19 protein-coding genes are annotated in these 23,569 nt (G+C 73.5%); 6 read left to right on the forward strand and 13 right to left on the reverse strand.

Annotation, left to right across the window (positions count from 1 at the left end):
- Window positions 1-118: 118 nt before the first annotated feature.
- From HPT28_RS01025 to HPT28_RS01045, 5 genes are all read left to right on the forward strand, one after another.
- A complete protein-coding gene (locus HPT28_RS01025) occupies window positions 119-1,783 on the forward strand; it encodes a serine/threonine-protein kinase (RefSeq protein ID WP_219088269.1) in 1,665 nt (554 codons plus the stop codon).
- Between the two features lie 278 nt (window positions 1,784-2,061).
- Complete coding sequence (locus HPT28_RS01030) at window positions 2,062-3,267, forward strand: transcriptional regulator (protein ID WP_257577843.1); 1,206 nt, start codon at window positions 2,062-2,064, stop codon at window positions 3,265-3,267.
- Window positions 3,268-3,410: 143 nt separating this feature from the next.
- Window positions 3,411-4,928 carry an aldehyde dehydrogenase gene (adh, locus tag HPT28_RS01035; protein ID WP_219088271.1) on the forward strand — a complete coding sequence of 506 codons (1,518 nt, stop codon included), beginning with the start codon at window positions 3,411-3,413 and terminating at the stop codon, window positions 4,926-4,928.
- The gene (locus HPT28_RS01040) at window positions 4,928-5,347 is read left to right on the forward strand and encodes a DUF779 domain-containing protein (protein ID WP_219088272.1); all 420 of its coding nucleotides are present in this window, start codon (window positions 4,928-4,930) and stop codon (window positions 5,345-5,347) included. The genes adh and HPT28_RS01040 overlap by 1 nt, the downstream gene beginning before the upstream one ends.
- A 285-nt stretch (window positions 5,348-5,632) precedes the next feature.
- Window positions 5,633-6,724, forward strand: a complete 1,092-nt coding sequence (locus HPT28_RS01045) for an enoyl-CoA hydratase/isomerase family protein (RefSeq protein WP_219088273.1) — start codon at window positions 5,633-5,635, stop codon at window positions 6,722-6,724.
- 22 nt (window positions 6,725-6,746) lie between these two features.
- On the opposite strand, the gene HPT28_RS01050 is transcribed toward HPT28_RS01045, so the two are convergent.
- A complete protein-coding gene (locus HPT28_RS01050) occupies window positions 6,747-10,316 on the reverse strand; it encodes a tetratricopeptide repeat protein (RefSeq protein WP_219088274.1) in 3,570 nt (1,189 codons plus the stop codon).
- Window positions 10,309-10,713 (reverse strand): hypothetical protein, encoded by a 405-nt coding sequence (locus HPT28_RS01055; protein WP_219088275.1) that lies wholly within the window; start codon window positions 10,711-10,713, stop codon window positions 10,309-10,311. The genes HPT28_RS01050 and HPT28_RS01055 overlap by 8 nt, the downstream gene beginning before the upstream one ends.
- 367 nt (window positions 10,714-11,080) lie before the next feature.
- On the opposite strand from HPT28_RS01055, the gene HPT28_RS01060 reads away from it, so the two are divergent.
- Complete coding sequence (locus HPT28_RS01060; protein ID WP_219088276.1) at window positions 11,081-11,779, forward strand: phosphatase PAP2 family protein; 699 nt, start codon at window positions 11,081-11,083, stop codon at window positions 11,777-11,779.
- A 12-nt stretch (window positions 11,780-11,791) separates the two neighbouring features.
- On the opposite strand, the gene HPT28_RS01065 is transcribed toward HPT28_RS01060, so the two are convergent.
- From HPT28_RS01065 to HPT28_RS01115, 11 genes are read right to left on the reverse strand one after another with little or no spacing between them, the layout of a single operon-like run.
- Entirely contained in the window at window positions 11,792-13,180 is a 1,389-nt protein-coding gene (locus tag HPT28_RS01065; RefSeq protein WP_308119033.1) for a glutamate-1-semialdehyde 2,1-aminomutase, read from the reverse strand.
- A gap of 7 nt (window positions 13,181-13,187) precedes the next feature.
- Window positions 13,188-13,739 carry a dTDP-4-dehydrorhamnose 3,5-epimerase family protein gene (locus HPT28_RS01070; protein ID WP_219088277.1) on the reverse strand — a complete coding sequence of 184 codons (552 nt, stop codon included), beginning with the start codon at window positions 13,737-13,739 and terminating at the stop codon, window positions 13,188-13,190.
- A gap of 11 nt (window positions 13,740-13,750) precedes the next feature.
- On the reverse strand, window positions 13,751-14,956 hold the full coding sequence (locus HPT28_RS01075) for a polysaccharide pyruvyl transferase family protein (RefSeq protein ID WP_219088321.1): 1,206 nt from the start codon (window positions 14,954-14,956) through the stop codon (window positions 13,751-13,753).
- Window positions 14,957-15,012: 56 nt separating this feature from the next.
- Complete coding sequence (locus tag HPT28_RS01080) at window positions 15,013-15,960, reverse strand: glycosyltransferase family 2 protein (protein WP_219088278.1); 948 nt, start codon at window positions 15,958-15,960, stop codon at window positions 15,013-15,015.
- Window positions 15,957-17,267: a hypothetical protein gene (locus tag HPT28_RS01085; RefSeq protein WP_219088279.1), complete on the reverse strand. Its 1,311-nt coding sequence runs from the start codon at window positions 17,265-17,267 to the stop codon at window positions 15,957-15,959. The genes HPT28_RS01080 and HPT28_RS01085 overlap by 4 nt, the downstream gene beginning before the upstream one ends.
- Before the next feature lie 5 nt (window positions 17,268-17,272).
- Window positions 17,273-18,550: a DUF4910 domain-containing protein gene (locus HPT28_RS01090; RefSeq protein ID WP_219088280.1), complete on the reverse strand. Its 1,278-nt coding sequence runs from the start codon at window positions 18,548-18,550 to the stop codon at window positions 17,273-17,275.
- Window positions 18,547-19,572, reverse strand: a complete 1,026-nt coding sequence (locus tag HPT28_RS01095; protein ID WP_219088281.1) for an NAD(P)-dependent oxidoreductase — start codon at window positions 19,570-19,572, stop codon at window positions 18,547-18,549. Before HPT28_RS01095 ends, HPT28_RS01090 begins: the two co-directional genes overlap by 4 nt.
- A gap of 2 nt (window positions 19,573-19,574) precedes the next feature.
- Window positions 19,575-20,222 (reverse strand): PIG-L deacetylase family protein, encoded by a 648-nt coding sequence (locus HPT28_RS01100; protein ID WP_219088282.1) that lies wholly within the window; start codon window positions 20,220-20,222, stop codon window positions 19,575-19,577.
- Window positions 20,219-21,046 (reverse strand): glucose-1-phosphate cytidylyltransferase, encoded by an 828-nt coding sequence (locus HPT28_RS01105; RefSeq protein ID WP_219088283.1) that lies wholly within the window; start codon window positions 21,044-21,046, stop codon window positions 20,219-20,221. The genes HPT28_RS01100 and HPT28_RS01105 overlap by 4 nt, the downstream gene beginning before the upstream one ends.
- Window positions 21,043-22,296 (reverse strand): class I SAM-dependent methyltransferase, encoded by a 1,254-nt coding sequence (locus tag HPT28_RS01110; RefSeq protein ID WP_219088284.1) that lies wholly within the window; start codon window positions 22,294-22,296, stop codon window positions 21,043-21,045. The genes HPT28_RS01105 and HPT28_RS01110 overlap by 4 nt, the downstream gene beginning before the upstream one ends.
- The gene (locus tag HPT28_RS01115; RefSeq protein ID WP_219088285.1) at window positions 22,293-23,567 is read right to left on the reverse strand and encodes a glycosyltransferase; all 1,275 of its coding nucleotides are present in this window, start codon (window positions 23,565-23,567) and stop codon (window positions 22,293-22,295) included. Before HPT28_RS01115 ends, HPT28_RS01110 begins: the two co-directional genes overlap by 4 nt.
- Window positions 23,568-23,569: the final 2 nt, after the last annotated feature.

Consider the following 23,569-nt stretch of genomic DNA (forward strand, 5'->3'; position numbering starts at 1 on the left):
GGAAGGACCGGCCGGGGAGGCCCACGTCGTGCCGACGCGGCCCCGACTGTCGCGGACGGGCAGGCTCCCCGTCCGGGCCGGTGTGGGCCCGTCGGTGGGGTCTCGTAGCATCCTTCGCATGACGGAGGGGGAGCCCGGCAGACGGGTGATCGACGGCCGCTTCGCGCTGGAGGCGCGCCTCGGCGGTGGCGGCATGGGCATGGTGTGGCGGGCGCGGGACCTCGTGCTGGACCGGGCCGTGGCACTGAAGGAGGTCCGGCCTCCCGACCCGGAGCTGGCCGAGTTCGACCCCGGAGCCGCCGCCACGCTGCGGTCCCGGGTGCTGCGGGAGGCACGGGCGCTGGCCCGCGTCGACCATCCCGGTGTGGTGACCATCCACCACGTCGTGGACGGCGGCGAGTACCCCTACCCGTGGCTCGTCATGGAGCTGGTGACGGGTGGTTCGCTGGCCGACCGGCTCGCACGTGGCCCGATGGCGCCCCGTGAGGCCGCCCGGCTGGGCCGGGAGCTGCTCGCCGCGCTGCGGGCGGCCCACGACGCGGGCATCGAGCACCGCGACGTCAAGCCCGCGAACGTCCTGCTGCGCCCCGACGGTCGGCCGGTCCTCACCGATTTCGGCATCGCGGCCGTCCGGGAGGCGACGGCGCTCACCGCCACCGGCTCCGTCATCGGGACCCCCGACTACATGGCGCCGGAGCGCATCTCGGGCCAGACCGGCGGTCCGGCGGCGGACCTGTGGTCGCTGGCGATGATGCTGTACGTCGCCGTGGAGGGCCGCCACCCGCTCCGGAAGGACAGCACCCTCGCCACGCTGGCCGCCGTCCTGAACGAGGAGCTGCCGCCGCCGGTCCAGGCCGGACCGCTCACGCCGGTGCTGACGGCGGCACTCCGCAAGGACCCGGCCGCCCGGCCCTCCGCCGCGGCCCTGGACGGCCTGCTCGCGGCGGTGGAGGCCGGCCACCCCGCACCGCAGCCCGAGCCCGCCGACGCCCCGCCCACCGGCGGCGAGACCGTCACCTCCTACCGCGTCAGCCCGCCCTCCGCGCCGGCCGGACCGGCGGAGCCGCCCCGGGACGCCGTCCCGGAGCGCCCCGTACGCCGGGTCCGCCGCGTCGCGTTGGCCGCCTCGGCCGCCGCGGCCGTGCTGGCGGGCGTCCTCCTGGTGGCCCTCCTGCCGTGGGGCGGCGACGACGCCGACGACCCGGGCGCGAAGCCGTCCGGCGCGTCCGCCGGTCCGCGCGCCCCCGAGCCCACCGCGACGCCGGCCCGGGACCCGGAGGCCGAGGAACAGCCCGGGCCCGCCGGTCCCGCCGAGGAGCCGCCGGAGGACCTGCTCACCCCGGACGGCATCCGTACCGCCGTGGAGGCGCTCAAGAAGGCGGCGGGGACGGACCGCATGAGCTCCTTCACCGTCCACCGGACCCACGTCTCCGCCGACGTCATGGTCGACGGCAGCGACAGCCGGTACGACGGCTGGAGCTATCGCCCGGAGCGCGGGGCGGAGAAGGGGATCATCCAGGGCTCGGTCAGCGCGCTGGAGAGCCCGTTCAGCATCGACGACCTCGACTGGGACGCCGTTCCCGCCCTGCTGAGACGCGCCGACAAGGAGCTCAACGTCGAGGACGTCACCTCCCGCTACCTCGTCGTACTGGCCCCCGACCCGACCTTCGACACCCCGTTGGGCATGGCCGTCTACCTGACGAACGACTACGACCAGGTGGGCTTCCTGGAGGCGGACCCCGACGGCCGGGTCACCCGCGTCGTCCCCAACGAGGGCGACTGACCCGGGGCGCCAGCCGTCACCCGGCCTGCGTGGCCCGAGGCCCGCCCAGGCCGGCGTCGGCCCCGGGAGCGTCGTCCACCAGGCGCGCGGTGGTGCCCGCGCCCTCGACCGACGACGCCACCTTGCGTTCCGCCCTCCCTCGCCGAAGACTTCGGGTCGGAGCCGCACTCCCGCCGCGCGTCCCGAGCGTACGGGGACCGGCCTTCGGCAGTCCCCGTACGAGGACAGGGGGGAAGCACATGGCGGTCCCGGGCGAACTCAGGCGGCGCAGAGCCACCTTGGAGCACGCGTGGTCGCGGCTCGTGCCCGCACTGGGCGAGGCCGGGTCGCCGTCCGACGTCCCCACGGCGCTGCGCCGGGAGGTGACCGAGTCCTGGGCCCGCTCGCTCGGCAGCGTTGACCCGCGGCAGACCAGCGCTCCCGTGGCGGAGGACGGCGCCGTGCACCACCGCTGGGCGCGCTCGCCGCTGCGCGGCCCGGTGCGCGCCCTCGCCGCCGAACTGCGCGGGGTCGCCGACGATGCCGGTTTCGTCAGCGCCGTCACCGATGAGAGCGGCACCATCCTGTGGACCTGCGGCGGCACGACCATGCGCCGCCGTGCCGAGCGCGTCAACTTCGCGCCCGGCGGTCGCTGGGACGAGGCGGCCATGGGCACCAACGCGCTCTCCCTGGCTCTGCGTACCGGCCGTCCGAGCAGCGTCTTCTCCGCCGAGCACCTGGTGACCGCCCTGCACGGCTGGGTCTGCTACTGCGCGCCCATCCACGGGCCCGACGGCCGCGTCCTGGGCGTGCTGGACCTCTCCACCACCTGGGACCGTTCGCATCCGCTGGCCATGTCCACCGTTCGCGGTCTGACCTCCCGCATCGAGGCCGGACTGCGTGACGTGGGGCTGCACGAGGCCGACGTTCGCCGGAAACCGGACCCGGTGCGGCTGACCTGCCTGGGGGCCGGGTACGCCGACCGGGGAGGGAGCCGGCTGGCGCTGCCGCCCCGCCAGGTGGAGATCCTCACCCTGCTCGCGCTGGAACCCGACGGTTTCTCGCCCCAACGGCTGCGCACGGCACTCTACGGCGACCGTCCGGTGACGGCCTCCACCTTCAAGGCCGAGATGTCCCACCTGCGCCGCACACTCGGCGGTGCCGTCGCCACCCGGCACTACGCGCTGACGGTTCCGGTGCGCTGCGACGCCGTGGAGGTGCTGCGTGCCCTGGAGCGCGGCGACACCGATACCGCCCTGCGGCGTTACCGGGGTCCGCTGCTTCCCGGCTCGGAGGCGCCGGGCGTCCTGGAGTGGCGCAGCCACCTCGACGTCGCCGTGCGCGAGGCGGTGCTGGCCAGTGTCCGTGCCGAGCACGCGCTGCGGCACGGGGAACGGGCCCCGGACGACGTGGCCGTGCACGAGCACGCGCTCGCCCTGCTCGCCCGCGACGACGTCCGCCGGGGCCTCGTCCTCGGCCGCCTCCACCGCGCCCTGCGGCACTGACCCGAACAGGCCCGAGGGCGGAGAGCGCGCCAACCTCCCGCCAACCTCGAACCGGGAGGGTGGGCCCGGGCGGACGGTGACGGTGCCGTCCGCCCGCCGAGGCACCACACCATCCACCACCCCGCTCACCGAGGAGAGCCGCCATGGTGTACGCGCAGCCGGGCCGTGAGGGCAGCGTCGTCAGTTTCGCCCCGCGCTATGACAACTTCATCGGCGGCGACTGGGCCGCTCCGGCCGAGGGCCGCTACTTCGCGAACCCCTCCCCGGTCACCGGACAGGACTTCTGCGAGGTGGCCCGCTCCTCCGCCGCCGACATCGAGGCCGCGCTGGACGCCGCCCACGCGGCCGCCGACGCCTGGGGCACCACGTCCCCCGCCGAGCGCGCCCGTGTGCTGAACCGGATCGCGGACCGGATCGAGGAGAACCTGGAGAAGCTCGCGGTCGCCGAGACCTGGGAGAACGGCAAGCCCGTCCGGGAGACGCTCGCCGCGGACCTGCCGCTGGCCGTCGACCACTTCCGCTACTTCGCCGGGGCCGTGCGCGCCCAGGAGGGCAGCATCGGCGAGATCGACGCCGACACCGTCGCCTACCACTTCCACGAACCGCTGGGCGTCGTCGGCCAGATCATTCCGTGGAACTTCCCCATCCTCATGGCCGCGTGGAAGCTCGCGCCCGCCCTGGCCGCCGGGAACTGCGTGGTGATCAAACCGGCCGAGCAGACGCCGGTCAGCCTGCTGCTCGTCGTCGAGCTGATCGCCGACCTCCTGCCCCCGGGCGTCGTCAACGTCGTCAACGGCTTCGGGGTCGAGGCGGGCAAGCCGCTGGCGTCCAGCCCCCGCATCGCCAAGATCGCCTTCACCGGCGAGACCACGACCGGTCGGCTGATCATGCAGTACGCCAGCGAGAACATCATCCCCGTCACGCTGGAGCTGGGCGGCAAGAGCCCGAACATCTTCCTGCCGGACGTCCTGGCCGCCGACGACGACTTCCTGGACAAGGCCGTCGAGGGTTTCGTGATGTTCGCGCTCAACCAGGGCGAGGTGTGCACGTGCCCCTCACGCGCCCTGATCCACTCCTCGATCTACGACGCGTTCATGGAGCGCTGTATCGAACGCACGCGGGCCATCACGGCGGGCGATCCCCTGGACCCGGCGACCATGATCGGTGCCCAGGCCAGCAACGACCAGTACGAGAAGATCCTGTCCTACATCGACATCGGCACCCAGGAGGGGGCCGAGATCCTCACCGGCGGCGGCGCGCGTACCGTGCCGGGCCTGGAGGGCGGCTTCTACGTCGAGCCGACCATCTTCCGCGGGACCAACGACATGCGCGTCTTCCAGGAGGAGATCTTCGGCCCGGTGGTCTCCGTGACCACCTTCGACTCGGTGGACGAGGCCGTGAAGATCGCCAACGACACCCTCTACGGACTCGGCGCCGGGGTGTGGAGCCGCGATGCGAACGACGCCTACCGGCTCGGCCGGGCGATCAGGGCGGGCCGGGTGTGGACCAACTGCTACCACGCCTATCCGGCGCACGCGGCGTTCGGCGGCTACAAGAGCTCGGGCATCGGCCGCGAGAACCACAAGATGATGCTCGACCACTACCAGCAGACGAAGAATCTGCTGGTCAGCTACGCCCCGCAGAAGCTCGGCTTCTTCTGATGCCTGCCGTCCCCGGCCCCGAGAGGATCCGCCGCGTGGAGCTGAGCCACGCCGCGGCCGACCTCCTGCGCCGGCTGGAGTCACTGCACGGCCCGCTGATGTTCCACCAGTCCGGTGGCTGCTGCGACGGCAGTTCGCCCATGTGCTATCCGCGCGGCGAGTTCCGTGTGGGCGGTGCGGACGTCCTGCTCGGACGCGTTCAGGGCGACACGCCCTTCTGGATGAGTGCGGAGCAGTACGAGCGCTGGCGGCACACCCATCTGACCGTGGACATCGTCCCCGGACGGGGGAGCGGATTCTCCCTGGAGGCACCCGAAGGGGTCCGGTTCCTGCTCCGTTCCCGGCTGCTGACGGACCAGGAGCTGGCCCGGGCCGAGGCCGAACCCCCGCTCCCCACGGGAGCGGACCTCCCCGGCTGAGCCGCGCGGTGGCGGCGGCCCGACGACGTTCGGCGCCCGCCGCCACCACCGGCCAACGCGTCGATCCGTCGACGGCCACGTCCCCGGTCGGTCCGGCACCGACGTCCGGAGCGGACCTCCGCGGGCCGGGCCACCCGCGGTGCCGCCCGACGGCACGCGGGGCCCGGTTACCCGGGTGAGCGGCGGGACGAGAGGATCGTCCGTGACCTGCGAGCACCCGACCCCGGAAGGAACCGACGCGATGATGAGCGCAGCCGTGGACAGTGGCCTGACGGAGGCCGCCCGATGACCGTCGCGGGCAGCGGCGGCGCCGGGGACGCCGTCCTCTTCCACCGGTCCGGGCGGGCCGCCCACATCACGCTGAACCGTCCCCGCACACTCAACTCCCTCACCCACGCCATGGTGCGCGCCATGGACGACGCTCTGGCCGCCTGGGCCACCGATCCGACGGTGGAGACCGTCGTCATCACCGGCGCGGGAGAGCGGGGTCTGTGCGCCGGCGGTGACATCCGCGCCATCCACGACGACGCCCGCTACGGGGACGGCAGCGCGGCGGCGGCGTTCTGGCGCGACGAGTACCGCCTCAACGCCCGCATCGCGCGCTACCCCAAGCCGTACGTGGCGATCATGAACGGCATCGTCATGGGCGGCGGCGTCGGCGTCTCCGCCCACGGGAGTGTCCGAGTGGTGTCCGACGCGTCCCGGATCGCCATGCCCGAGACGGCGATCGGCTTCGTGTCCGATGTCGGTGGAACGTACCTGCTGGCCCGCGCCCCCGGTGAACTCGGCACCCATCTCGGGCTGACGGGCGCCGGGATCGGTGCCGCCGACGCCCTGCTGTGCGGACTGGCCGACCACTACGTCCCCGCCGACTCGCTGGACGCCCTCGTGGCGGACCTCGCCGAACGGTCCGTGGGCGAGTCCCTGTCCCGCCATGCGGGCGAGCCCGGCCCCGGCGAGCTGGCGGCCCAGCGCGGCTGGATCGACGCCTGCTACGCGGCCGGGTCCGTCGAGGAGATCGTCGACCGGCTGCGGTCGTCCGGGGAACCGGCGGCCAAGCAGGCCGCCGAGACCCTGCTGACCAGATCGCCCACAGCTCTCAAGGTCACGCTCGCCGCCCTGCGCCGCGCCCGTCGGCTCGGAGCGCTGGAGGCCGTACTCGACCAGGAGTTCCGCGTCTCGTGCGCGGCCCTGACCACGTCGGACCTCGTGGAAGGCGTCCGCGCGCAGATCATCGACAAGGACCGCAATCCCCGCTGGTCCCCGGCCACCCTCGCCGAGGTCACCGAGACCGACGTCCAGCGCTTCTTCGCCCCGCCCGGTGCGCGCGAACTCGGGCTGGGCGGTACCGCAGACGACGCGGAACCCGTCCCGTGAGCGACGCCTGACGGCAGCCCTGTTACGCGTCAGGTCGGGGTGGGGGAGCGGAGCCGAGGATTTCGTCCTTGACGGAGACGGCATGGTGGAGGAAAGGGCGGAACTCGGACTCGTTCATCCGCGCCAGGCGCTCGTACGCCCCGCAGGCCTCCTCGATGCGCGCGAGCGCCGCCTCCCGCTCGCCTGCCACGTGGAGCACGGCCGCGGCGTGCACGAGGGCGAACGCGAACTGCGCTCCGCAGGCGTCGAAGTCGGTCTCAGCGACGGGACGGTAGAGGGCGATCGCCTCGTCCGCGGCGGCGACCGCCTCCGCGTACCGGCGCAGCCGGGTCAGGAGGATGCTGCGGAAGCTGAGCGTACCGGCCATACGGAGGAGCGCGGGAGCGCTGCCTTCCGTGAGCCCGGCTCGCGCGTGACGCAACGCCACGTCCAGAGTGGAAAGCACCTCGGCGTCGGGACGGCCTGCCCCGTTCTGCGTGATGGCGTACCGGACATGTGCGTTGCAGATCTCGCCCGGGTCGCCCGGGCGCTCGCGGACCATCCGCGCGGCCTCCCCGGCGACGGACAGGGCCTCCTCGTACCAGTGTCCCGAGAGCAGCGCGCCGGTCAGGTCGCCCAGGCGCCCGTAGAGGTCCGCCCGGTCGGCCTCGGGGACCTGGGGAAGGAGTTCGACGAGCAGCCGGGTGGCCTGCCCCAGGGTCTCCGCATTCCTCGTCGGGCGCTGCCTGGCCGCCGGTCCCGAGCAGGCGTGCGCCAGGTGGACGAGCGCCTTCGAGAAGTTGGTCAGGTGCTTCGGCGGGTCGTCCGCGGCCAGCTCCATGTACAGCTTGACCGCGCGCTGCAGGAGCCTTCTGGCCCGGACGACACTCGAGCGGCGCACCAGCTCGGCCGTTCCCTCGGTGAAGAGGACGTCGGCGAGGTCCCGTCGGTAGGCCAGCGGGTACCGCTGTTCCAGCTCCCAGTAGATGCCGGACGCGCGACCCAGCGCGTCGAGGTCTCCTGTCGGGCTTCCCGCTTCGGCCTTGCGGAAGTGGAGGTTCACGAGCGCTTGGGCGAGGGTGGCGTGATGGACCTCCGGGGCCTCCTCGGCGAGGCGCGAGAGGATTCCCACGGACTCCTCGGTGGCTTCCAGCCCTTCCTGGAACCGTCCGACCCTGGCCAGCGATATGCCCAGGTTGTACAGCGACATCGCGTACTCGCGTCCGTGGAGGGCCTCGTTGGCGGCGGCGTACCGGCGACGTATTTCCACGGCTTTCTCGATGTTCTGGAGGGATTCCTCGTGCAGCCCCAGCGCGGTCTGGTCGGCGCTCATGTTGTTGTACGCGTAGGCCAGGGTGTTGCTCACGGGGAAGTTCTCCGCGGTGGACATCCCGTGGCACAGTTCGACCGACTCCCGGTTGGCCTCGACGGCTTCCTCGTAGCGGCCGAGGGCACCGAGGTGAAGCCCCCGGCCCTGGGAGAAGTTGGCCAGGGTGAAGCGGAATTCGTCCGACGCGGCACTCCCCGCGTCCGCCCGGAGGATGCGGATGGCCTCCTCCACGCTGTCCAGGGCCTCCTGGTGGCGTCCGAACTCCCTGAGGACCAGGGCGAGCGTCTCCAGGGCGTAGGGCAGGCGCGATCGGCTGATCGGGGCCTCGACCTCCCGCAGGAGCGAGACGCCGTGCTCCGCGAACCGCAGCGCCTCCGGGTGGCGGCCCAGTGAATGGGAGATGTGTGCTGCAGCGCGCGCTGCCTCGGCGAGCGAGGTCCTCGCGTAGAGGTGTCGGTCGTTCGAGGCGAGTGCGGAGAAGATCTTCGCCGAGCCGGGGACGGCCCCGTCCACCAGGTACTGCTTGATACCGCCCTCGCGGCGGTGGGGGAGGGGCTGGGCGTTCTCTTCGAGCAGGGCGACAAGGTCCGGGGGCGGGTTGGGCTCGCCGTCGCCGAACGCCGCGCTCAGCCGCCGCATCGCTTCCGCCGCCTCCGTGGCCTCGGCGAAGCGACCGGCGGTCATCAGCCGTATGGCGAGCGTGTTGTACAAGGATATCTGCTCGATCGGGTCCGATGTCGCCGGCAGCAGACGCCGGGTCAGCTGGACGGTGACGGCCGCGATGCCCAGGTCGTGGTCGGGGTCCTGGGTGAGCGGGAAGCGGGACGCGATGTCCCGCAGCAGCTCCGTCTCGATGTCCTCCATCCCGGCCAGCAGGGTCAGCACCCCGTTCCCGCCGACCAGGGCGCGCCGGGGATCGTCCCGGAGCAGGGGGAAGAGCGTCTCCCTGCGTACGTGCGGCCAGCGCTCGGCCGTGTTCGTCAGGAAGGCGAGGCCGCGCGACGCGACGGCCTCGCCGTTCTCGTCCGACGTCGGCGCCCGGGTGAGCAGGCGTGTCGTCGTCTCCGAAGCCCACGATTGCGCGGGGTAGTCGGCATCGTGTCCGGGCTGGGTGAGGGCCAGGAAGTCCTCAGCGAGACGGTCGGGGTACAGCGGCTCCAGCGTGATTCCGGGCACCGGCGACGGGTAGCACACGGCGTGGTCCCGGACGGTGCGCTCCGGGTCCGCCAGACCCGCCGTCGCGAGTAGCTCCTGGCCCTTCTCGCCCGCCTGCTGCCCCACCAGGACCGCGGTGAAGACCGCTCGGTTCATTTCCGCGGGCGGGGTGCGGTATCCGTGGTCGTCCTCGGCGTCGCCGTCGGCGTAGAGCCGTGCCCAGTGCAACTGTTCGCGGTCCAACAGGTACATGGTCAGGGCGTCCGGGCCGACCGGCGGGCGCACTCCGTGTACGGCCGCGTCGACGGCGACCAGCGCGGCGACGTGGACGGCCAGGATGAGCCCGAACGCCTCGTCGTGGAGCGGCGCCGGGGGCGCGATCGACGACGCGTCGGGCATCTCGTAGACGGCGGCGAAGGAGTCACGGGCGGCCTCGAACATCTCCGCCCGCCCGTCGGACCGCCCGGAGGCACCCGCGTCCAACGGCGCCAACGCGGTGCTGGCCGTGGACGCCTCGTAGGCGTTCTCCAGCACCCCCCGGACTCCGGGCCAGGTGTCGGCGCTCCGCGCCAACATGAGGACGCGGGTCCGCCCCCGGTGCAGCAGGCGGTTCTTGAAGAGCCAGGTGAGGTGCGTCAGCCGCCAGCGGTCCGCGTAGTCCACGATCAGCAGCAGGCCGGCCGCCCCGTCGAGGGACATGTCCTCGCTGCCCGGCTCCGGGCGGTCGGCTTCGGGGCCGTGGAAGGCGGTCACGACCTTCCACCCGGCGGCCGCCGACTCGGCCGCGAACTGTGCCGCCAGCCGGCTCTTCCCCTGCCCGCCGGGCCCGTGCAACCAGCGCACCGCTCTGTGCGAGTCGCTCTCCCGCCATTCCCGCAGCTCGCTCAGCTCCGCCACGCGGCCGGTGAAGGGGACCACGGCACGCCGAGCGTTGAGCAGCCGGCTCGGCAGTTCGCGCAGCCAGCGCGGGTCCGCGTCGGGCTCCGTACGCCAGTTCGCCAGCAGGTACAGCGGAAGGCCGTTGCCGTAGACATGGAGGTCGGCGTTGATCACCCCGTAGCCGAAGCCGCTCTCCACCCGTATCTCCTGCGACGCGGGCCGCGGCGCGTCCCGGCCGGGGTCAGTCATCGGACTCCTGCCGACTCTCCGCCGAGGGCCCCGCCTCGTGGTAGATCAGGTTGCCTCGCTGGACGCCGAAGGCCCGTCCGTGGTCGCGGGCGATGTTCGTCTGCCGGTACACGGCCGCCCGTTCGTCCTCCTCCAGCGCCGGGGCCAGTACGTCGTCCAGCGCCGTCCTCAGCTCCTCGGCCAGCTCGGGCCGACGCCGCAGCACCTCCGACAACCGCTGCTGCCACTCGGCGGCCAGCGCGTCCTGCGTCGGCGTGTCTCCCTGCTCCCGTGCCGCCAGGACGTCCCGGCGCAGCTCGTCGAGGTCCTCCTCGACCATCGGGACGCGTTCGGGCCTGAAACGACGCCAGAGCCCGACGACCGCATCCCGCGCCTGCGACCAGGCGTCGGTCGCCATCGCCCCCACCAGTGCCGACCCGGCCGCCGCTGCCAACGTGATCGGATCCAATGCCCTCATCCCCCTCAGTTCGGCCGCTTCGGTGTGCCGTCCACGCCAGGTCGCCGACAACGTGCCTTCGGCGGGCGGCAGCCGGAACCGTGGCCCTCCCGGGCGGGGCGCGGCTCTCGTCCATTTCGGGATTTCCCCCAGCCCCGGACCGCAAACAGCCCGACGTGGTGCAGTTCACCCCGAGTTCACCGGTGGACGGAGCATGTCCCGGCCGCATGGTCCGCGAGGGTGACGGGAACCCCCGCACCGGTGCCGGCCGGAGCCGGATAGCGGGTGGCTGGCGTTTGGGTGGTGGCCTGCGGGATGGTGGGGCCTGATGACCGAGGATGACGTGAGCCGCCCGGTGATGCCGCCTGCGGTGCGCGGGGTGTGGGGGATGATCGCGGCCGTCGCCGCGCTGGTGACCGGCGTGCTCGGGGTGCTGTACGCGGGCTCCGGCGAACCCGGCGGGGTGGACGGGCGGATCGGGCGGGCGGCGTACGGAGTGGAGGCGCCCTGGCGGCACGTCGCGCTGGCCACGGACTTCCTGGGGGAGCCCGTGGGCGCGGGGTTGCTCGTCGTGGCCGCCGTGGCGGGCTGTCTGCTGCTGCGGTCCGCACGCGCGGCGGTGCTCGCGGTCCTCGGCCCCGGGCTGGCCGTGGGGGCGACGAAACTGCTCAAACCCGTGGTGGGACGCACCATCCACGACGGGCACCTGGCCTACCCGAGCGGGCACACCGCCTTCCTGACCGCGCTGGCCCTGGTGGTGGCGCTGCTCGTGGCGGGGCGGCGGCGACGTGGCCCGGCTGCCGGGACGGCGCTCGTCCTCGGCGCGGCGCTGGCCGCCGGGGCCGCCATGGGCTGGGCGCAGGTGGCGCTGGGCGCGCACTACCCGAGCGACGCCCTCGGCGGCTGGTGCGTCGCGCTGGCGGTGGCCCCGGCGGGCGCGTGGCTGGTCGACCGGGCAGCTGACCAGCGGGCCGCCGGGCGCGGGGCGGGGCGTGCCTCCGACGCCACGCGCCCGGCGGCACATTGACGGGATGTCACCTCAGACGCGGCGCCGGAACACGGGTTTCACCGGGCGTCCGCCCAGCCAGGGGGCGGGGTCGGCGGCGTCCAGGGCCTTCCGGTAGACCGCACACGCCTGGGCCACGACGTCGACGGTGTGCTCGATGTCGGCGTCGGTGAGGGCGCTGCTCACCACGAAGGACGGGGCCAGGACGCCGCCCGCGAGGAGCCGGCGCAGGAAGAGCGTGCGGTACTCCTGGGACGGCTTCCCGTGTTCGTCGAGCGTGGCGAAGACGAGGTTGCTGGCCCGGCCCCGGACGAGCAGGTGGTCGCCGACGCCCATGGCGGCCGCGGCGTCCCGCACCCCGGCCGCCAACTGCTCGCCCAGGGCGTGCAGCCGGGCGGTGACGCCCTCCTCGACGTAGGTGGTCAGCACGGCCATCGCGGCCGCCAGGGAGTGCGTCTCCGCACCGTGTGTGGTCGACAGCAGGAACACCCGGTCGCCGGAGTGCCGCAGACCGCCGGCTTCCATCAGTTCGCGGCGCCCGGCCAGCGCGGAGACGGCGAACCCGTTGCCCAGCGCCTTGCCGAACGTGGACAGATCCGGGACGACGCCGTACAGACCCTGGGCGCCCGCCGCGGACCACCGGAGGCCGGTGATCATCTCGTCGAAGACGAGGACACAGCCGTGCCGGTCGGCCAGGGCACGCAGACCGGCGAGGTACCCGGGCGGGGGCTCGGTGTGGGTGGCGGGTTCGAGGATCAGGCAGGCGACCTCGCCCCGGTACCGGGTGAGCAGCTCCTCCGTGGCGGCCAGGTCGCCGTAGGGGAACGTCACGGTCAGTTCGTCGGTCGCCGCCGGAACACCGGCGGACATCGGCGTGGTGCCGATGAACCAGTCGTCCACGGAGAAGAACGGATGGTCGGCGCAGACGGCCACCCGGGGGCGCCCGGTAGCGGCGCGGGCGAGCCGCACGGCGGCGGTGGTGGCGTCGGAGCCGTTCTTCGCGAACTTCACCATCTCGGCGGTCGGTACCGTGGCCAGGAAGCGTTCGGCGGCGTCGAGTTCCACGACGGAGGGCCGGACAAAGTTGCTCCCGCGGTCGAGTTCCCGGCGTACCGCCTGGGTGACCCGGGGGTGTGCGTGGCCGAGGCTGACCGACCGCAGCCCGGAGCCGTACTCGACGTAGCGGTTGCCGTCGACGTCCCACACGTGGGCCCCGCGGCCGTGGCTGATGACCGGAGCCAGGTGCTCGGGGTATTGGTCCTCGCCCTTGGCGTAGGTGTGCGCGCCGCCGGGAATCAGGGCGTGGAGCCGTTCGTTCGCGGCCCGGGACCGGGGGAGGTGAGGATCCTGGGCGCCTTCACCGGCTCTGCCGGCTTGGGCGGACCGGGTGGCTTCGGCGGCTTCGGTGGCTTCGCCGTTCACGTCTGCCTCAACTCCCCTGCAACCGCAGGACCTGGGCGAGGGGCGGTGCCTCCCGGTCCCGGCGGGACGTCGAGGTGACCGGCAGCGGCCAGGGGATGGCGAGCTCCGGGTCGTCGAAGGCGATCGTCACGTCCTCGGCCGGGTCGTGCGGGCGGTCGATGCGGTAGGAGACGTCGGCGGTGTCGGTCAGGGCCTGGAAGCCGTGCGCACACCCCGCCGGGACGTACAGGGTCGCCTGGGTCGCGTCGGACAGCTCGAAGAAGGCCGTGCCGCGATAGGTCGGCGAGTCCGTCCGCAGGTCCACGACGACGTCGAAGACCCTCCCGTACGAGCACCGCACCAGCTTGGCCTCCCCGGCGCCGGAGCGCAGGTGCAGGCCGCGCAGCACGCCCCGGGCGGAGCGGGACAGGCTGTCCTGGACGAAGGCGTTGGGATCGAGGCCCACCGAGCGGACGACGTCGGCGTCGAACGTGCGGCAGAAGAAGCCGCGTTCGTCCGTGTGCGGCGTCGGCTCGAACAGGTACGCCCCGGCGATGGCCGGGACCTCGGTCGCTGTCATTCCGGGCGCTGTCATCGCGTCTCCCGCAGGGCTCGGGGGTGGTCGGTCTTCGGGAACAGGGCCGCCGTGAGGGCGGTGAACTGCTGCTCCAGGTGCCGGGTGGCGGTCAGGTTGTGCCCGGTGAGGGTCCGCCGCAACTCCGGCGCCCTCCGTTCCAGCGTGCGGAACTGAGTGAGCAGCAGGTCGGCGTCGACCTCGCGGGCCGGGTGGCAGTAGGCGCCCAGGCCCATCCGGGCCATGAGGGCGTCGCTCTTGGCCGCGTAGCTGAGCGCGAGGGTCGGCGTTCCGGCCTTCAGCGCGCACACCAGGTTGTGGTAACGGGTCGCCACCACCGTCTCGGCGGTGGCCGTCTCCCTCATCAGATCGGCCAGCGAGTCCGCGCCCGCCGCCGTGACCAGGGGTGAGTCCACCGCGGCGCGGATCGCGTCGACCACGGCCGCGTCCGCACGGTCTCCGGTGAGCAACCGGACGGGCCTGCCCTCCTCGACCAGGGCGCGGGTGAAGTGGATGACCCCCTCCAGATAGCGCCGGTGAATCTCCTCGGCCTGAGCGCGGTCCGCGTCTCCGCCGTGGAAGTCCATGACGCCCAGGCAGACGCGGCCCGTCGGCGGATCGGCCGGTTCGCTCGCGGACGGGGCCGGCAGGGCGAAGGCGAGGTCGGGGTAGACCGCGTCGCGCGCGGTGTCCACGCCCATCGCCCGCAGCGCGTCGCGGGACTGGGCGTCCCGGTACGACCGGTAGGCGGCCAGCCGCGCCGACCAGCGCACGAGGGCGCGGGTGGCCGGATTGCCGATCGCCGCGGCGCCGACGCTGACCAGGGCGACCCTGGTACGGAACAGCCGCCCGCTTCCGCAGAGCAGGAACAGCGCGTACGGGAAGCCCCACGGCCGCAGCGGCAGGGTGGCCTCCAGGACGCCCATGCCCGGCACGATCACCACGTCGTGCCGGCGCACCCAGGCGGCGGTGCGGACGGCGTCGACGAGTTTGCCCAGACCCTTCGCCGCGACGGCGCCCGCCCGCGACGCCGTCCGGTACTCGCCGCGGTACCAGTGCAGCCGCGTCGCGGGGATGCCGTACCGGGCCGTGACGGCCTCGGGGCCGCCGCACAGGGCGTCCACGACCGCCTCCGGGTGCCGGTCCCGGAGATAGCCGAGCACGGCCTCCAGCGATCCGTCGTTGCCGAGGTTGCCGGAACCGAGCAGGCCGAACACCCCCACCCGCACCGGCCGTTCCCGGGTGGTCGTCCTGCGCGCCGCGTGTTCCCCGGCGGGCGTCACGGCCGCCGCCCCTCACGGCCCGCCACCAGGGCGTCGACACAGACGCCGGGCCCGTCCGGGTCGACCGGGGCGCGGTCCTCGACGCGCTCGCCGGCGCCCGGCCGGACCCGGCTGGTCAGCCACGCGGCGATATGGCGGTAGCAGGCGCGCCGGTCCGCCGGGGACAGCGGCGCCCGCCGCACGGCCGCGACGAAGCCCCACACGTACTCGGCGAGCAGCCGGGGCGTCGGGTGCAGCGCGCCCGCCCGGCGCGGGTCCAGGTTGACGCACCGGGCGCGCTTGCCCGGGTTCGCCCGCTCGGCGCGGGTGGGGTGGTCGCGGCGGAAGTACAACAGCTCGGGCACCTGGTGGAAGGGGCCGTGGAGGGTGATCTCGGCGACGAACGTGCGGTCCGCGTGGTGGTAGCTGTCGTGCGGCTTCACCCGGCGCAGCACGTCGGCCCGCATCACCCCGTAGAAGTCGTCGCCCCCGGGCTCGAAGAGCAGGCTGCGGAAGCGCTCCGGCGCGTGCGGCGAGCCGGTGGCGAGCCCGTACGCGTAGGGGACCTTCACGCGCCCGGCGCCGTCGATGACGGCCTGGTCGCTGTGGGCGAGGATCACCTCCGGCCGCTCGTCCAGGGCCTGGACGCACCGCTCCAGCAGCGTCCGGGCGTACAGGTCGTCGTGCGAGGCCCACTTGAACAGCTCGCCGCGGCACTGGGTGAAGACGTGGTTGTGGTTCGGCGCGGCGCCGATGTTCCGGGGCAGCCGCAGGTAGCGCACGCGCGAGTCCCGCGCGGCGTACCGGCGGCAGATGTCCGCGGTCCCGTCCGTCGAGGCGTTGTCGGAGATGACGAGCTCGAAGTCCTCGTAGGTCTGGCCGAGCAGCGCGTCGAGCGACTCGGCGAGGTACTCCTCGCCGTTGTAGACGGGCAGGCCGATGCTCAGCCTGGGCTGGGAAGTCACGGTGTCCTCACTTCGCTGGTGTGGTTCGGGTCGAGCTCGCCCAGGGCGGACCGCAGGTGCAGCCACCACACGGCCGAGCCGCAGACGGTCGCGGTGGCGACGCCCCAGGCCGAGCCGGACGTCCCGGCCACGGCCGCGCCGCCGAGCCCGCCGCCGACGTAGCAGACGGAGGCGAAGAGCTGGCACCGCAGGCTGCGCCGGGCCGCGCCGAGCGCGCGCAGCCCGGCCGCCGCTCCGGTGCCGAGCCCGGCGCCCGCGACGCCGAGCGTGGCGGGGACGATGAGCTCCGAGGCGGGGTGCCAGACGCCGCCGAGCACGAGCTCGCCGAGCCCGTCCGGCACGAGCAGCAGCGCCGCACCCCACAGCAGGGCGGCGGCGGCCTGGGCGGCGCCCAGCACCAGGCAGAAGGGGCCCAGCCGGTGCGGGGCGCGCCGCAGCACGCGGGCCGCCTCCGCCACGGTGACCAGGGACAGCCCCATCAGCACGGCGAGGAACGGGCCGAGCAGCAGCTCGGCGCCCCGGATCACCCCGACCGCGTCCACGCCGACGATGGCGCCGAGGCCGTAGGCCCGCACCTGGCTCGCGCCGCTGACGCTGGTGTTCTCCACGAGGTACCGGTAGCCGAGGTCGCGGTGCTCGGCGACCCACGCGCGCATCCCGGGGAGGTGGGGCCGGAGCCCGGACTGGACGCAGCCGTACCCGGCGGCCACCGCGGCGGCGGCGCCCCAGGCGAGCACGAAGGCGGCCACGGTGCCCACGCGGGCGGCCACGACCATGGCCGGGATCAGCGCGACGCCCCACACGACGTCGTTGACGAACGCCTTCCGCCCGGTACCGGCGGCGAAGAACGCGTACCGCCAGGCGTCCTGGAGCAGCAGCCCCGGGAGTATGACGCCGAGGCAGGCGAACGCGGGTCCCACCTCGCCGCCCAGGCTCAGCCCGGCCACCAGACACGCCGCCCCGACGGCGGCTCCCACGCCGAGCGCGGTACCCGAGGCGCGGGCCGACGCCCCGCGCCAGGCCGCTTCGGGCACCCCGCTGAACCGCACGACGAGCGGGTCGGTGGCCAGCCCGCGGGAGACGCTGAGCACGACGCCGTACGTCACCCAGGCCAGGCTGAACACCCCGAAGGCGGCCAGCCCGAGCGAGCGGGCCACGAAGATCCCCACCGCGAAGTTGGTCAGGCTGGAGGCCGCCTGGTCGGCCAGCCCCCAGGACAGCCGTCCGACGACGGCCCGCCGCGCGGTGCGCCGGGCCCGGGCGGCCGGGCCGGCCGTCGCCGTCTCCTCCCCTCCCTCGGCGGTCATCGGCGTCACGCCTTGATCAGGTGGGCGCGGTGCAGGGCGTCGGCCGCGGCGGCGACGGTGTCGAACGGCAGACCGGACCGCTCGGCGACGTCCAGCAGGCCGTGTTCGCCGTCGGAGAGGCTCAGCACCCAGAGCATGGCCATCTGAGCTTCCTTCGCGTCACTGCGGCCGCCCAGTGCGTCGTACAGCCCGCGTCGCCCCAACTGCGGTTCGCCGTAAGGGCTGAGGTTGACGTAGCGCCGGTTGCGGTCCAGCACGGAGAACGCCTCGCGGCAGACGGCGAGCGTGTCGGCCATGGCCTCGGGGGCGACGAGGTCCAGGTTGTCCGCCGAGGTGTGGTACTCGGGGTACCCGGCGTACGGGGTACGGCTGAGCGAGCCCACGCCGAGATCGAACCCGGGCGAGCAGAACTGCCGCTCGTCGTAGCCGTACGGGGTGAACTCGTTGACGTGGTGCGGGCGGTCGGAGGCGCGCAGCACATGCCCCATCACTCTGTCGATCTCCGCGTCGCCACGCCGGCTGCGCTTGTACGTCAGCCTGCCGCGGTCGCCCGCGCAGGCCAGCACCAGCCCGTGCCGGACGCTTCCCTCCTTCACGCGTTCCGCGTTGCGGGCCAGCCAGGTGATCGCCCCGATGGTGCCGGGTGCGAACAGGAACCGGTAGGTGTACCACGGCGTCCGCTCCGCCAGGGCCCGGGCGAGGAAAGTGGCCACCGCGATACCGGCCAGGTTGTCGTTGGCCAGCGAGGGGTGGCAGACGTGGGCGGAGACGAGCACCTCGTCGGCGACCTGCCCGGGGACGACGTGCTCGGCGTAGGTGAGGTGGCCGTCGGTGAGCGTGGAGTCGATCCGCACCTCGTACCTGCCCTCCGGCAGCGCGTCCAGCGTCTCCTGGGCCAGGCAGAAGCCCCAGTCGGGCGCGTAGTAGCTGGTGCGGTACGGCACCCAGGACGGGTGCTCCGGCAGGGTGTGCAGACGTCCGCGCAGCTCGGACAGCGGCATCGTCGCCGACACCGGCACGCTGTACCCGAGCACGTGCAGGCTGGACGCGGCGAAGTCGACGACGCGCCGGCCGGAGGCGTCGGCGACGTACGCGTCCCGGATGTTCCACTCCTGCGGCACCGTCCAGTCGAGCACCCGCGTACCCGTCGGCACCTCGTGCACCCGCAGCGGGATGTACTCGCCGACGATGTCCAACGTGGCCCGCACCCCGTCACCGGTGATGCTCCGGCACAGCGGGTACAACCGCTCCACCAGGGTGTACATCTCCTCGCCCGCGCTCATCGGCGCCACCGCAGGGTGCTGTCGACGGCTCCGGTGCCGCTGGCCGCGCGGAGCACGGCCAGCCGGGTGAAGCGCTCCTCGAAGTCCTCGCGGGTCAGCCCGTGTTCCCGGTAGGCGTCGGCGAGCTCGAGCGCGCCCCGCTTGACCGTCCACGCGCAGTCGAAGCCGGGTATCGCGGCGCGGAACCGCGAGAAGTCCACCCGGTAGGAGCGCGGATCGGCGCCGGTCTCGCCGGTGATCACGACCTCCGAGCCGGGCACCGCCTCGGCGACCTGTTCGGCGATCTCGGCGACCGTCACGTTGTTGGTCTCGCTGCCGATGTTGAACGCCCGGCCGTGCACCGCCGCACGCGGTGCGACCAGCGCGGCGGCGAAGGCCCGCGCGATGTCCTCGGCGTGCACCAGCGGACGCCACGGGGTGCCGTCGGAGAGCACCCGCACCTCGCCGGACAGCAGCGCGTGGCCCACCAGGTTGTTCAGCACGATGTCGGCGCGCAGCCGGGGGGAGTGGCCGAAGGCGGTGGCGTTGCGCAGGAACACCGGGCTGAACTCGCCGTCCGCGAGGTCGTGGAGGTCGTCCTCCACCCGCACCTTGGACTCCGCGTACGGCGTCACCGGGCGCAGCGGGGCGTCCTCGGTCACCAGGTCGCCGCCACCGGTGGCGCCGTAGACCGAGCACGTGGACGCGTACAGGAAGCGCCGCACCCCGGCCTCGCGGGCCAGCCGGGCGAGCCGCACGGAGGCGTGGTGGTTGATGTCGTAGGTGAGCTCGGGCGCCAGCGCGCCCAGCGGGTCGTTGGACAGGGCGGCCAGGTGGATCACCGCGTCCATCCCGGCCAGGTGCTCGGCCGTGACGTCGCGGAGGTCCACCCGGGACCCCGGCGGGTCCGCGGGCCGCGGGCCCAGCACGCAGTCGGCGAACAGCCCGGCGTCCAGTCCGACGACCTCGTGCCCGGCATCGGCCAGGACGGGAGCCATCACGGTGCCCAGGTAGCCCTGGTGCCCGGTCAGCAGTACGCGCACGTTCATTCCCCCAGATCGAGAGCGAGTTTGGTGACGGCGAACGCCTCGGCGTAGCGCGTGTGGCATTCGATGCCGCGGATCCGGGCCAACCCGAGGAAGGCCTCCCGGTCGAACCAGGACCGGTGGCGCTGCGAGGGGTAGTGCTCCTCCAGCAGCCGCACCTTGCGGTCGGCGGTCTCCGGGGACAGCGGCTGGTAGGCCACCGGGCGGCCCAGGTCGCCGTCCCACTTGACGATCTCGTAGCCGAGCACCAGGTGGTCGCGGAACACGGTGGGCATCAGCCGCGCCAGGCCACGGTGATCCTGGTGCGCGTCCTCGGCGCGCGGGGCCAGCACGAGGTCCGGCTCGGTGCCCGCCCGCAGCTCCTCGACGGCGGCCTTGGCCTCGTCCCAGTGCGCCGGGAGCCGGCCGTCCGGCAGCTTGAGCACGGTCAGCCGCAGTTCGGCACCCGGACAGAAGGCGGCAAGCGCGGCCCGTTCCTCCTGCTCCCGCTCGCCGCCACCGCCGGAGAGCACCAGCGCGTCGACGCGCAGCCCCGGCCGTGCGCGGCACAGCGTCAGCAGGGTGCCGCCCGCGCCGATGGCGATGTCGTCGCAGTGCGCCCCGACCGCGACGACCCGCTCCAGGCGCCCCGCCCCGAGCCGGATCACGCCCGCGCTCCCGTGCCGTGACCGGTTCCGGTGGCGCCCGCCGCCACGCCGTCGCGTTCCCACAGGGCCCACGGGCGGTCGCCCCGGGCGTAGGCGCCGTCGAGCGCGGCCCGCTCCTTCACCGTGTCGGTCGGCTTCCAGAAACCGCGGTGCTGGTACGCCACGAGCCGCCCCTGCTTGGCCAGTTGGGCACAGCCGTCGGCGACGAGGTCCCCGCCCTCGGGGATGTGGTCGAAGATCTCCTGGCGGAGCACGAAGTAGCCGCCGTTCTCCCACAGCGGCAGTTCGCTCACCGGAGTGATGCCTCCCACCAGGCCGTCCTCGCCCAGGTCCACGCAGTGGAAGGAGGACTGCGGCGGCACCACCATCATCGACGCGCCGGCGTCCCGCCGGGCGAAGTGCTCGATCATCTGCGGCAACGGGGCGTCGGTCAGCACGTCGGCGTAGTTGGCGAGGAACATCTCGTCCCCCTCCAGGTGGGGCCGCACCCGGCGCAGCCGCTCCCCGATCGCCGACTCGATTCCGGTCTGCACGAAGGTGATCGTCCAGGAGGCGATGTCGGTGGACAGCAGCTCCGGGCGCCCGTCGCGCAGGACGAAGTCGTTGGACGTCGTCTCCTCGTAGCGGAGGAAGAAGTCCTTGACGTGGTGGGCCCCGTAACCGAGGCAGAGGATGAACTCCGTGTGCCCGAAGTGCGCGTAGTAGCGCATGACGTGCCAGATCAACGGTCTGGGGCCGACCATCGCCATCGGCTTGGGCACGTCGTCGGAGGCGCCGCTGCGCATCCGCATCCCGTAGCCGCCGCAGAACAGAACGACCTTCATGGCCCCACCTCGACAATGCTCAGTTCCGGAATGGGGAAGACCAGGCGGCCGCCCCAGGCATGGACGAACGAGAGCTGCTCGGTCAGCTCGTCGCGCAGGTTCCACGGGAGGACGAGGACGTAGTCCGGCCGGTCCGTGGCGATCCGCTCGGGTGGCAGGACGGGAACGCGCGTCCCCGGGGTGAACCTGCCGTGCTTGTAGGGGTTCCGGTCGACCGTGTACGGGAGCAGGTCGGGCCGGATGCCGCAGTGGTTGAGCAGGGTGTTGCCCTTGCCCGGGGCGCCGTAGCCGACGACGGTCTCGCCGCGCTCCGCCGCCTCGACGAGGAACCGCAGCAGATCGCGGCGCACCGTGGCGACCCGGGCGGAGAACTCGGTGTACCCGGACAGCTCCCGCAGCCCGGCGGCCTTCTCCCGGTCCAGGACGTCGGCCACCTGACGGGACGGTTCTCCGGCCACCTCGGCCGGGCGGGCCCACAGCCGGATGGAGCCGCCGTGCGTGGGCAGCAGCTCGACGTCCACGAGCGTGAGTCCACCGCTCGCCAGCGCCCGGCTCGCGGACGCGACCGTGTAGTACTGGAAGTGCTCGTGGTAGATCGTGTCGTACTGGTTCTCCTCGATCAGGGTCAGCAGGTGCTGCACCTCGATGGAGACCCAGCCGTCGTCGGCGACCAGGGCACGCAACCCCCGGGTGAACCCGATGACGTCGGGGATGTGCGCGTACACGTTGTTGGCCACGACCAGGTCCGCCGGGCCGTGTTCGGCGCGGACGCCGGCACCGGTGCCGGCGTCCAGGAACTCCGTGACCGTGGGCACCCCCGCCTCCCGTGCCGCGGCGCCGACGTTGACCGAGGGCTCGATGCCCAGGCAGCGGATCCCCCGGTCTCTCACGTGCCTCAGCAGGTACCCGTCGTTGCTCGCGACCTCGACGACGAAGGAGCCCTTCCCCGCAAACTCCCCGGGCCCGAGGCCCAGCCGCCGCACGGCGTCGTCGACGAACGTGCGCGCGTGCTCCACCCAGGAGGTGGAGTAGGAGGAGAAGTACGCGTACTGCGTGAAGGTCTCCTCCGGTGTGATCAGCGGAGGGATCTGGGCGAGCCAGCAGTCGGTACAGACCCGCAGGTGCAGCGGGTACGTCAGCTCCGGCCGGTCCAGTTGGTCCGCGGCGAGAAAGCTCTCGCACGGCGGAGTCGCCCCCAGGTCGACGACGCTCTCCAGCGCCGCCGAGCCACAGAGCCGGCATCGTGTCATCTCCTGCCCCCATCCCGCTCGCGCGGGTGTCCCCGCCGCGAGCCTGTGCTGTCGTCAGTGACCGGCGGCGGGCCGTCCCCGCCGCCGGACCGCGCCGCGATCGCGGCGCGGTATCCCTCCTCCAGGCGCTCCAGCCCGACGGCCGGGCTGAAGTCCCGCTCGTACCTCAGCCGCGCGGCCCGGCCCATCGCCCGGTTCCGGGCCGGATCGGCCGTGATCCGGCGCAGGCAGGCCGCGAGCGACCCGGGCTCCCCGGGCCGGTGCAGCAGCCCGGTCACCTCCTCCTCGACGAGTTCCACGAAGGCGCCGTGCGCGGCGGCGACGGCCGGAACCCCGGCCGCCATGGCCTCCACGACGACCAGCCCGAACGTCTCCAGCCAGGTGGAGGGAGCCACCACGGCGACCGACCGGGCGATCGCCGCCCGGCACGCCGCCGTGTCGCAGAGGCCGACGTAGCGCACGTCGTCCCGGCTGGCCGCCCAGGCGGCCACCTCGCGTTCCAGCGGCCCCGCGCCCGCGATCACCAGCGGCACCCCCACCCCGCCCTCGGCCGCGATCGCGTCCCAGGCGGTCATGAGCAGCCGCAGGCCCTTGGCCTCCGCGAGCCGTCCGAGGAAGAGCAGGTGCTCGCCGCGGCCCGTCCGGCGGGCATCCGGGTCGGGGACGAAGTTGTGCTTCACCGCCAGCCGTTCGGACGGCATTCCGGCCCCGGCCAGGACGTCGCGCTGCGCCGCGGAGATGCAGAAGAACCGCTCGACCCCGGACCACCAGCGCCGCCGGTTGACCGACAGGCTGACCGCGAGCGGCACCGTCGCCAGTCGGGAGCCGCGGTAGCAGCCGTGCCGGACGGCGGGCAGGGGCGTGGCCCCGACACACTCGGTGCACGGCCTGCCCCCGCGCTGGAGCGTGCCGGGCGCGCACACCTGGTTGTAGTTGTGCAGGGTGGCGACGGCCGGTACGCCGGCGTCGGCGCAGGCGGCCAGCACCGCCGGGGACAGGAGCGGGAAGACGTTGTGGACGTGCACGACGTCCACCCGCTCGGTACGCAGACGGGCGGCCAGTTCCCTCCGCACCGCCGGGTTCCACGGCACCAACAGCGGCAGCGCCGCCTTGCCCGCCAGCGAGCGGGCGGCGATGTCGTCGCTGCGCCGCTCGAAGGTCTCGACCCGGTGTCCGGCCTCGCGCAGCAGGGCCACCTCCTGGTCGACGACCTTGTTCTCGCCGCTCGGCTGTGCCGAGGCGTAGCGGTTGTGCACCACGAGGACATGCATGC

The sequence above is a fragment of the Streptomyces sp. JJ38 genome (genome assembly GCF_019303475.1).
Taxonomy (GTDB): Bacteria; Actinomycetota; Actinomycetes; order Streptomycetales; family Streptomycetaceae; genus Streptomyces.

What these genes read in the sequence shown, in the direction of transcription:
- HPT28_RS01025 (WP_219088269.1), top strand. Translation starts at nt 119, where the DNA reads ATGACGGAGGGGGAGCCCGGCAGACGGGTGATCGACGGCCGCTTCGCG.
- adh (WP_219088271.1), top strand. Translation starts at nt 3,411, where the DNA reads ATGGTGTACGCGCAGCCGGGCCGTGAGGGCAGCGTCGTCAGTTTCGCC.
- HPT28_RS01040 (WP_219088272.1), top strand. Translation starts at nt 4,928, where the DNA reads ATGCCTGCCGTCCCCGGCCCCGAGAGGATCCGCCGCGTGGAGCTGAGC.
- HPT28_RS01045 (WP_219088273.1), top strand. Translation starts at nt 5,633, where the DNA reads ATGACCGTCGCGGGCAGCGGCGGCGCCGGGGACGCCGTCCTCTTCCAC.
- HPT28_RS01050 (WP_219088274.1), bottom strand. Translation starts at nt 10,316, where the DNA reads ATGACTGACCCCGGCCGGGACGCGCCGCGGCCCGCGTCGCAGGAGATA.
- HPT28_RS01055 (WP_219088275.1), bottom strand. Translation starts at nt 10,713, where the DNA reads ATGGCGACCGACGCCTGGTCGCAGGCGCGGGATGCGGTCGTCGGGCTC.
- HPT28_RS01060 (WP_219088276.1), top strand. Translation starts at nt 11,081, where the DNA reads ATGACCGAGGATGACGTGAGCCGCCCGGTGATGCCGCCTGCGGTGCGC.
- HPT28_RS01070 (WP_219088277.1), bottom strand. Translation starts at nt 13,739, where the DNA reads ATGACAGCGACCGAGGTCCCGGCCATCGCCGGGGCGTACCTGTTCGAG.
- HPT28_RS01085 (WP_219088279.1), bottom strand. Translation starts at nt 17,267, where the DNA reads ATGACCGCCGAGGGAGGGGAGGAGACGGCGACGGCCGGCCCGGCCGCC.
- HPT28_RS01090 (WP_219088280.1), bottom strand. Translation starts at nt 18,550, where the DNA reads ATGAGCGCGGGCGAGGAGATGTACACCCTGGTGGAGCGGTTGTACCCG.
- HPT28_RS01105 (WP_219088283.1), bottom strand. Translation starts at nt 21,046, where the DNA reads ATGAAGGTCGTTCTGTTCTGCGGCGGCTACGGGATGCGGATGCGCAGC.
- HPT28_RS01110 (WP_219088284.1), bottom strand. Translation starts at nt 22,296, where the DNA reads ATGACACGATGCCGGCTCTGTGGCTCGGCGGCGCTGGAGAGCGTCGTC.
- HPT28_RS01115 (WP_219088285.1), bottom strand. Translation starts at nt 23,567, where the DNA reads ATGCATGTCCTCGTGGTGCACAACCGCTACGCCTCGGCACAGCCGAGC.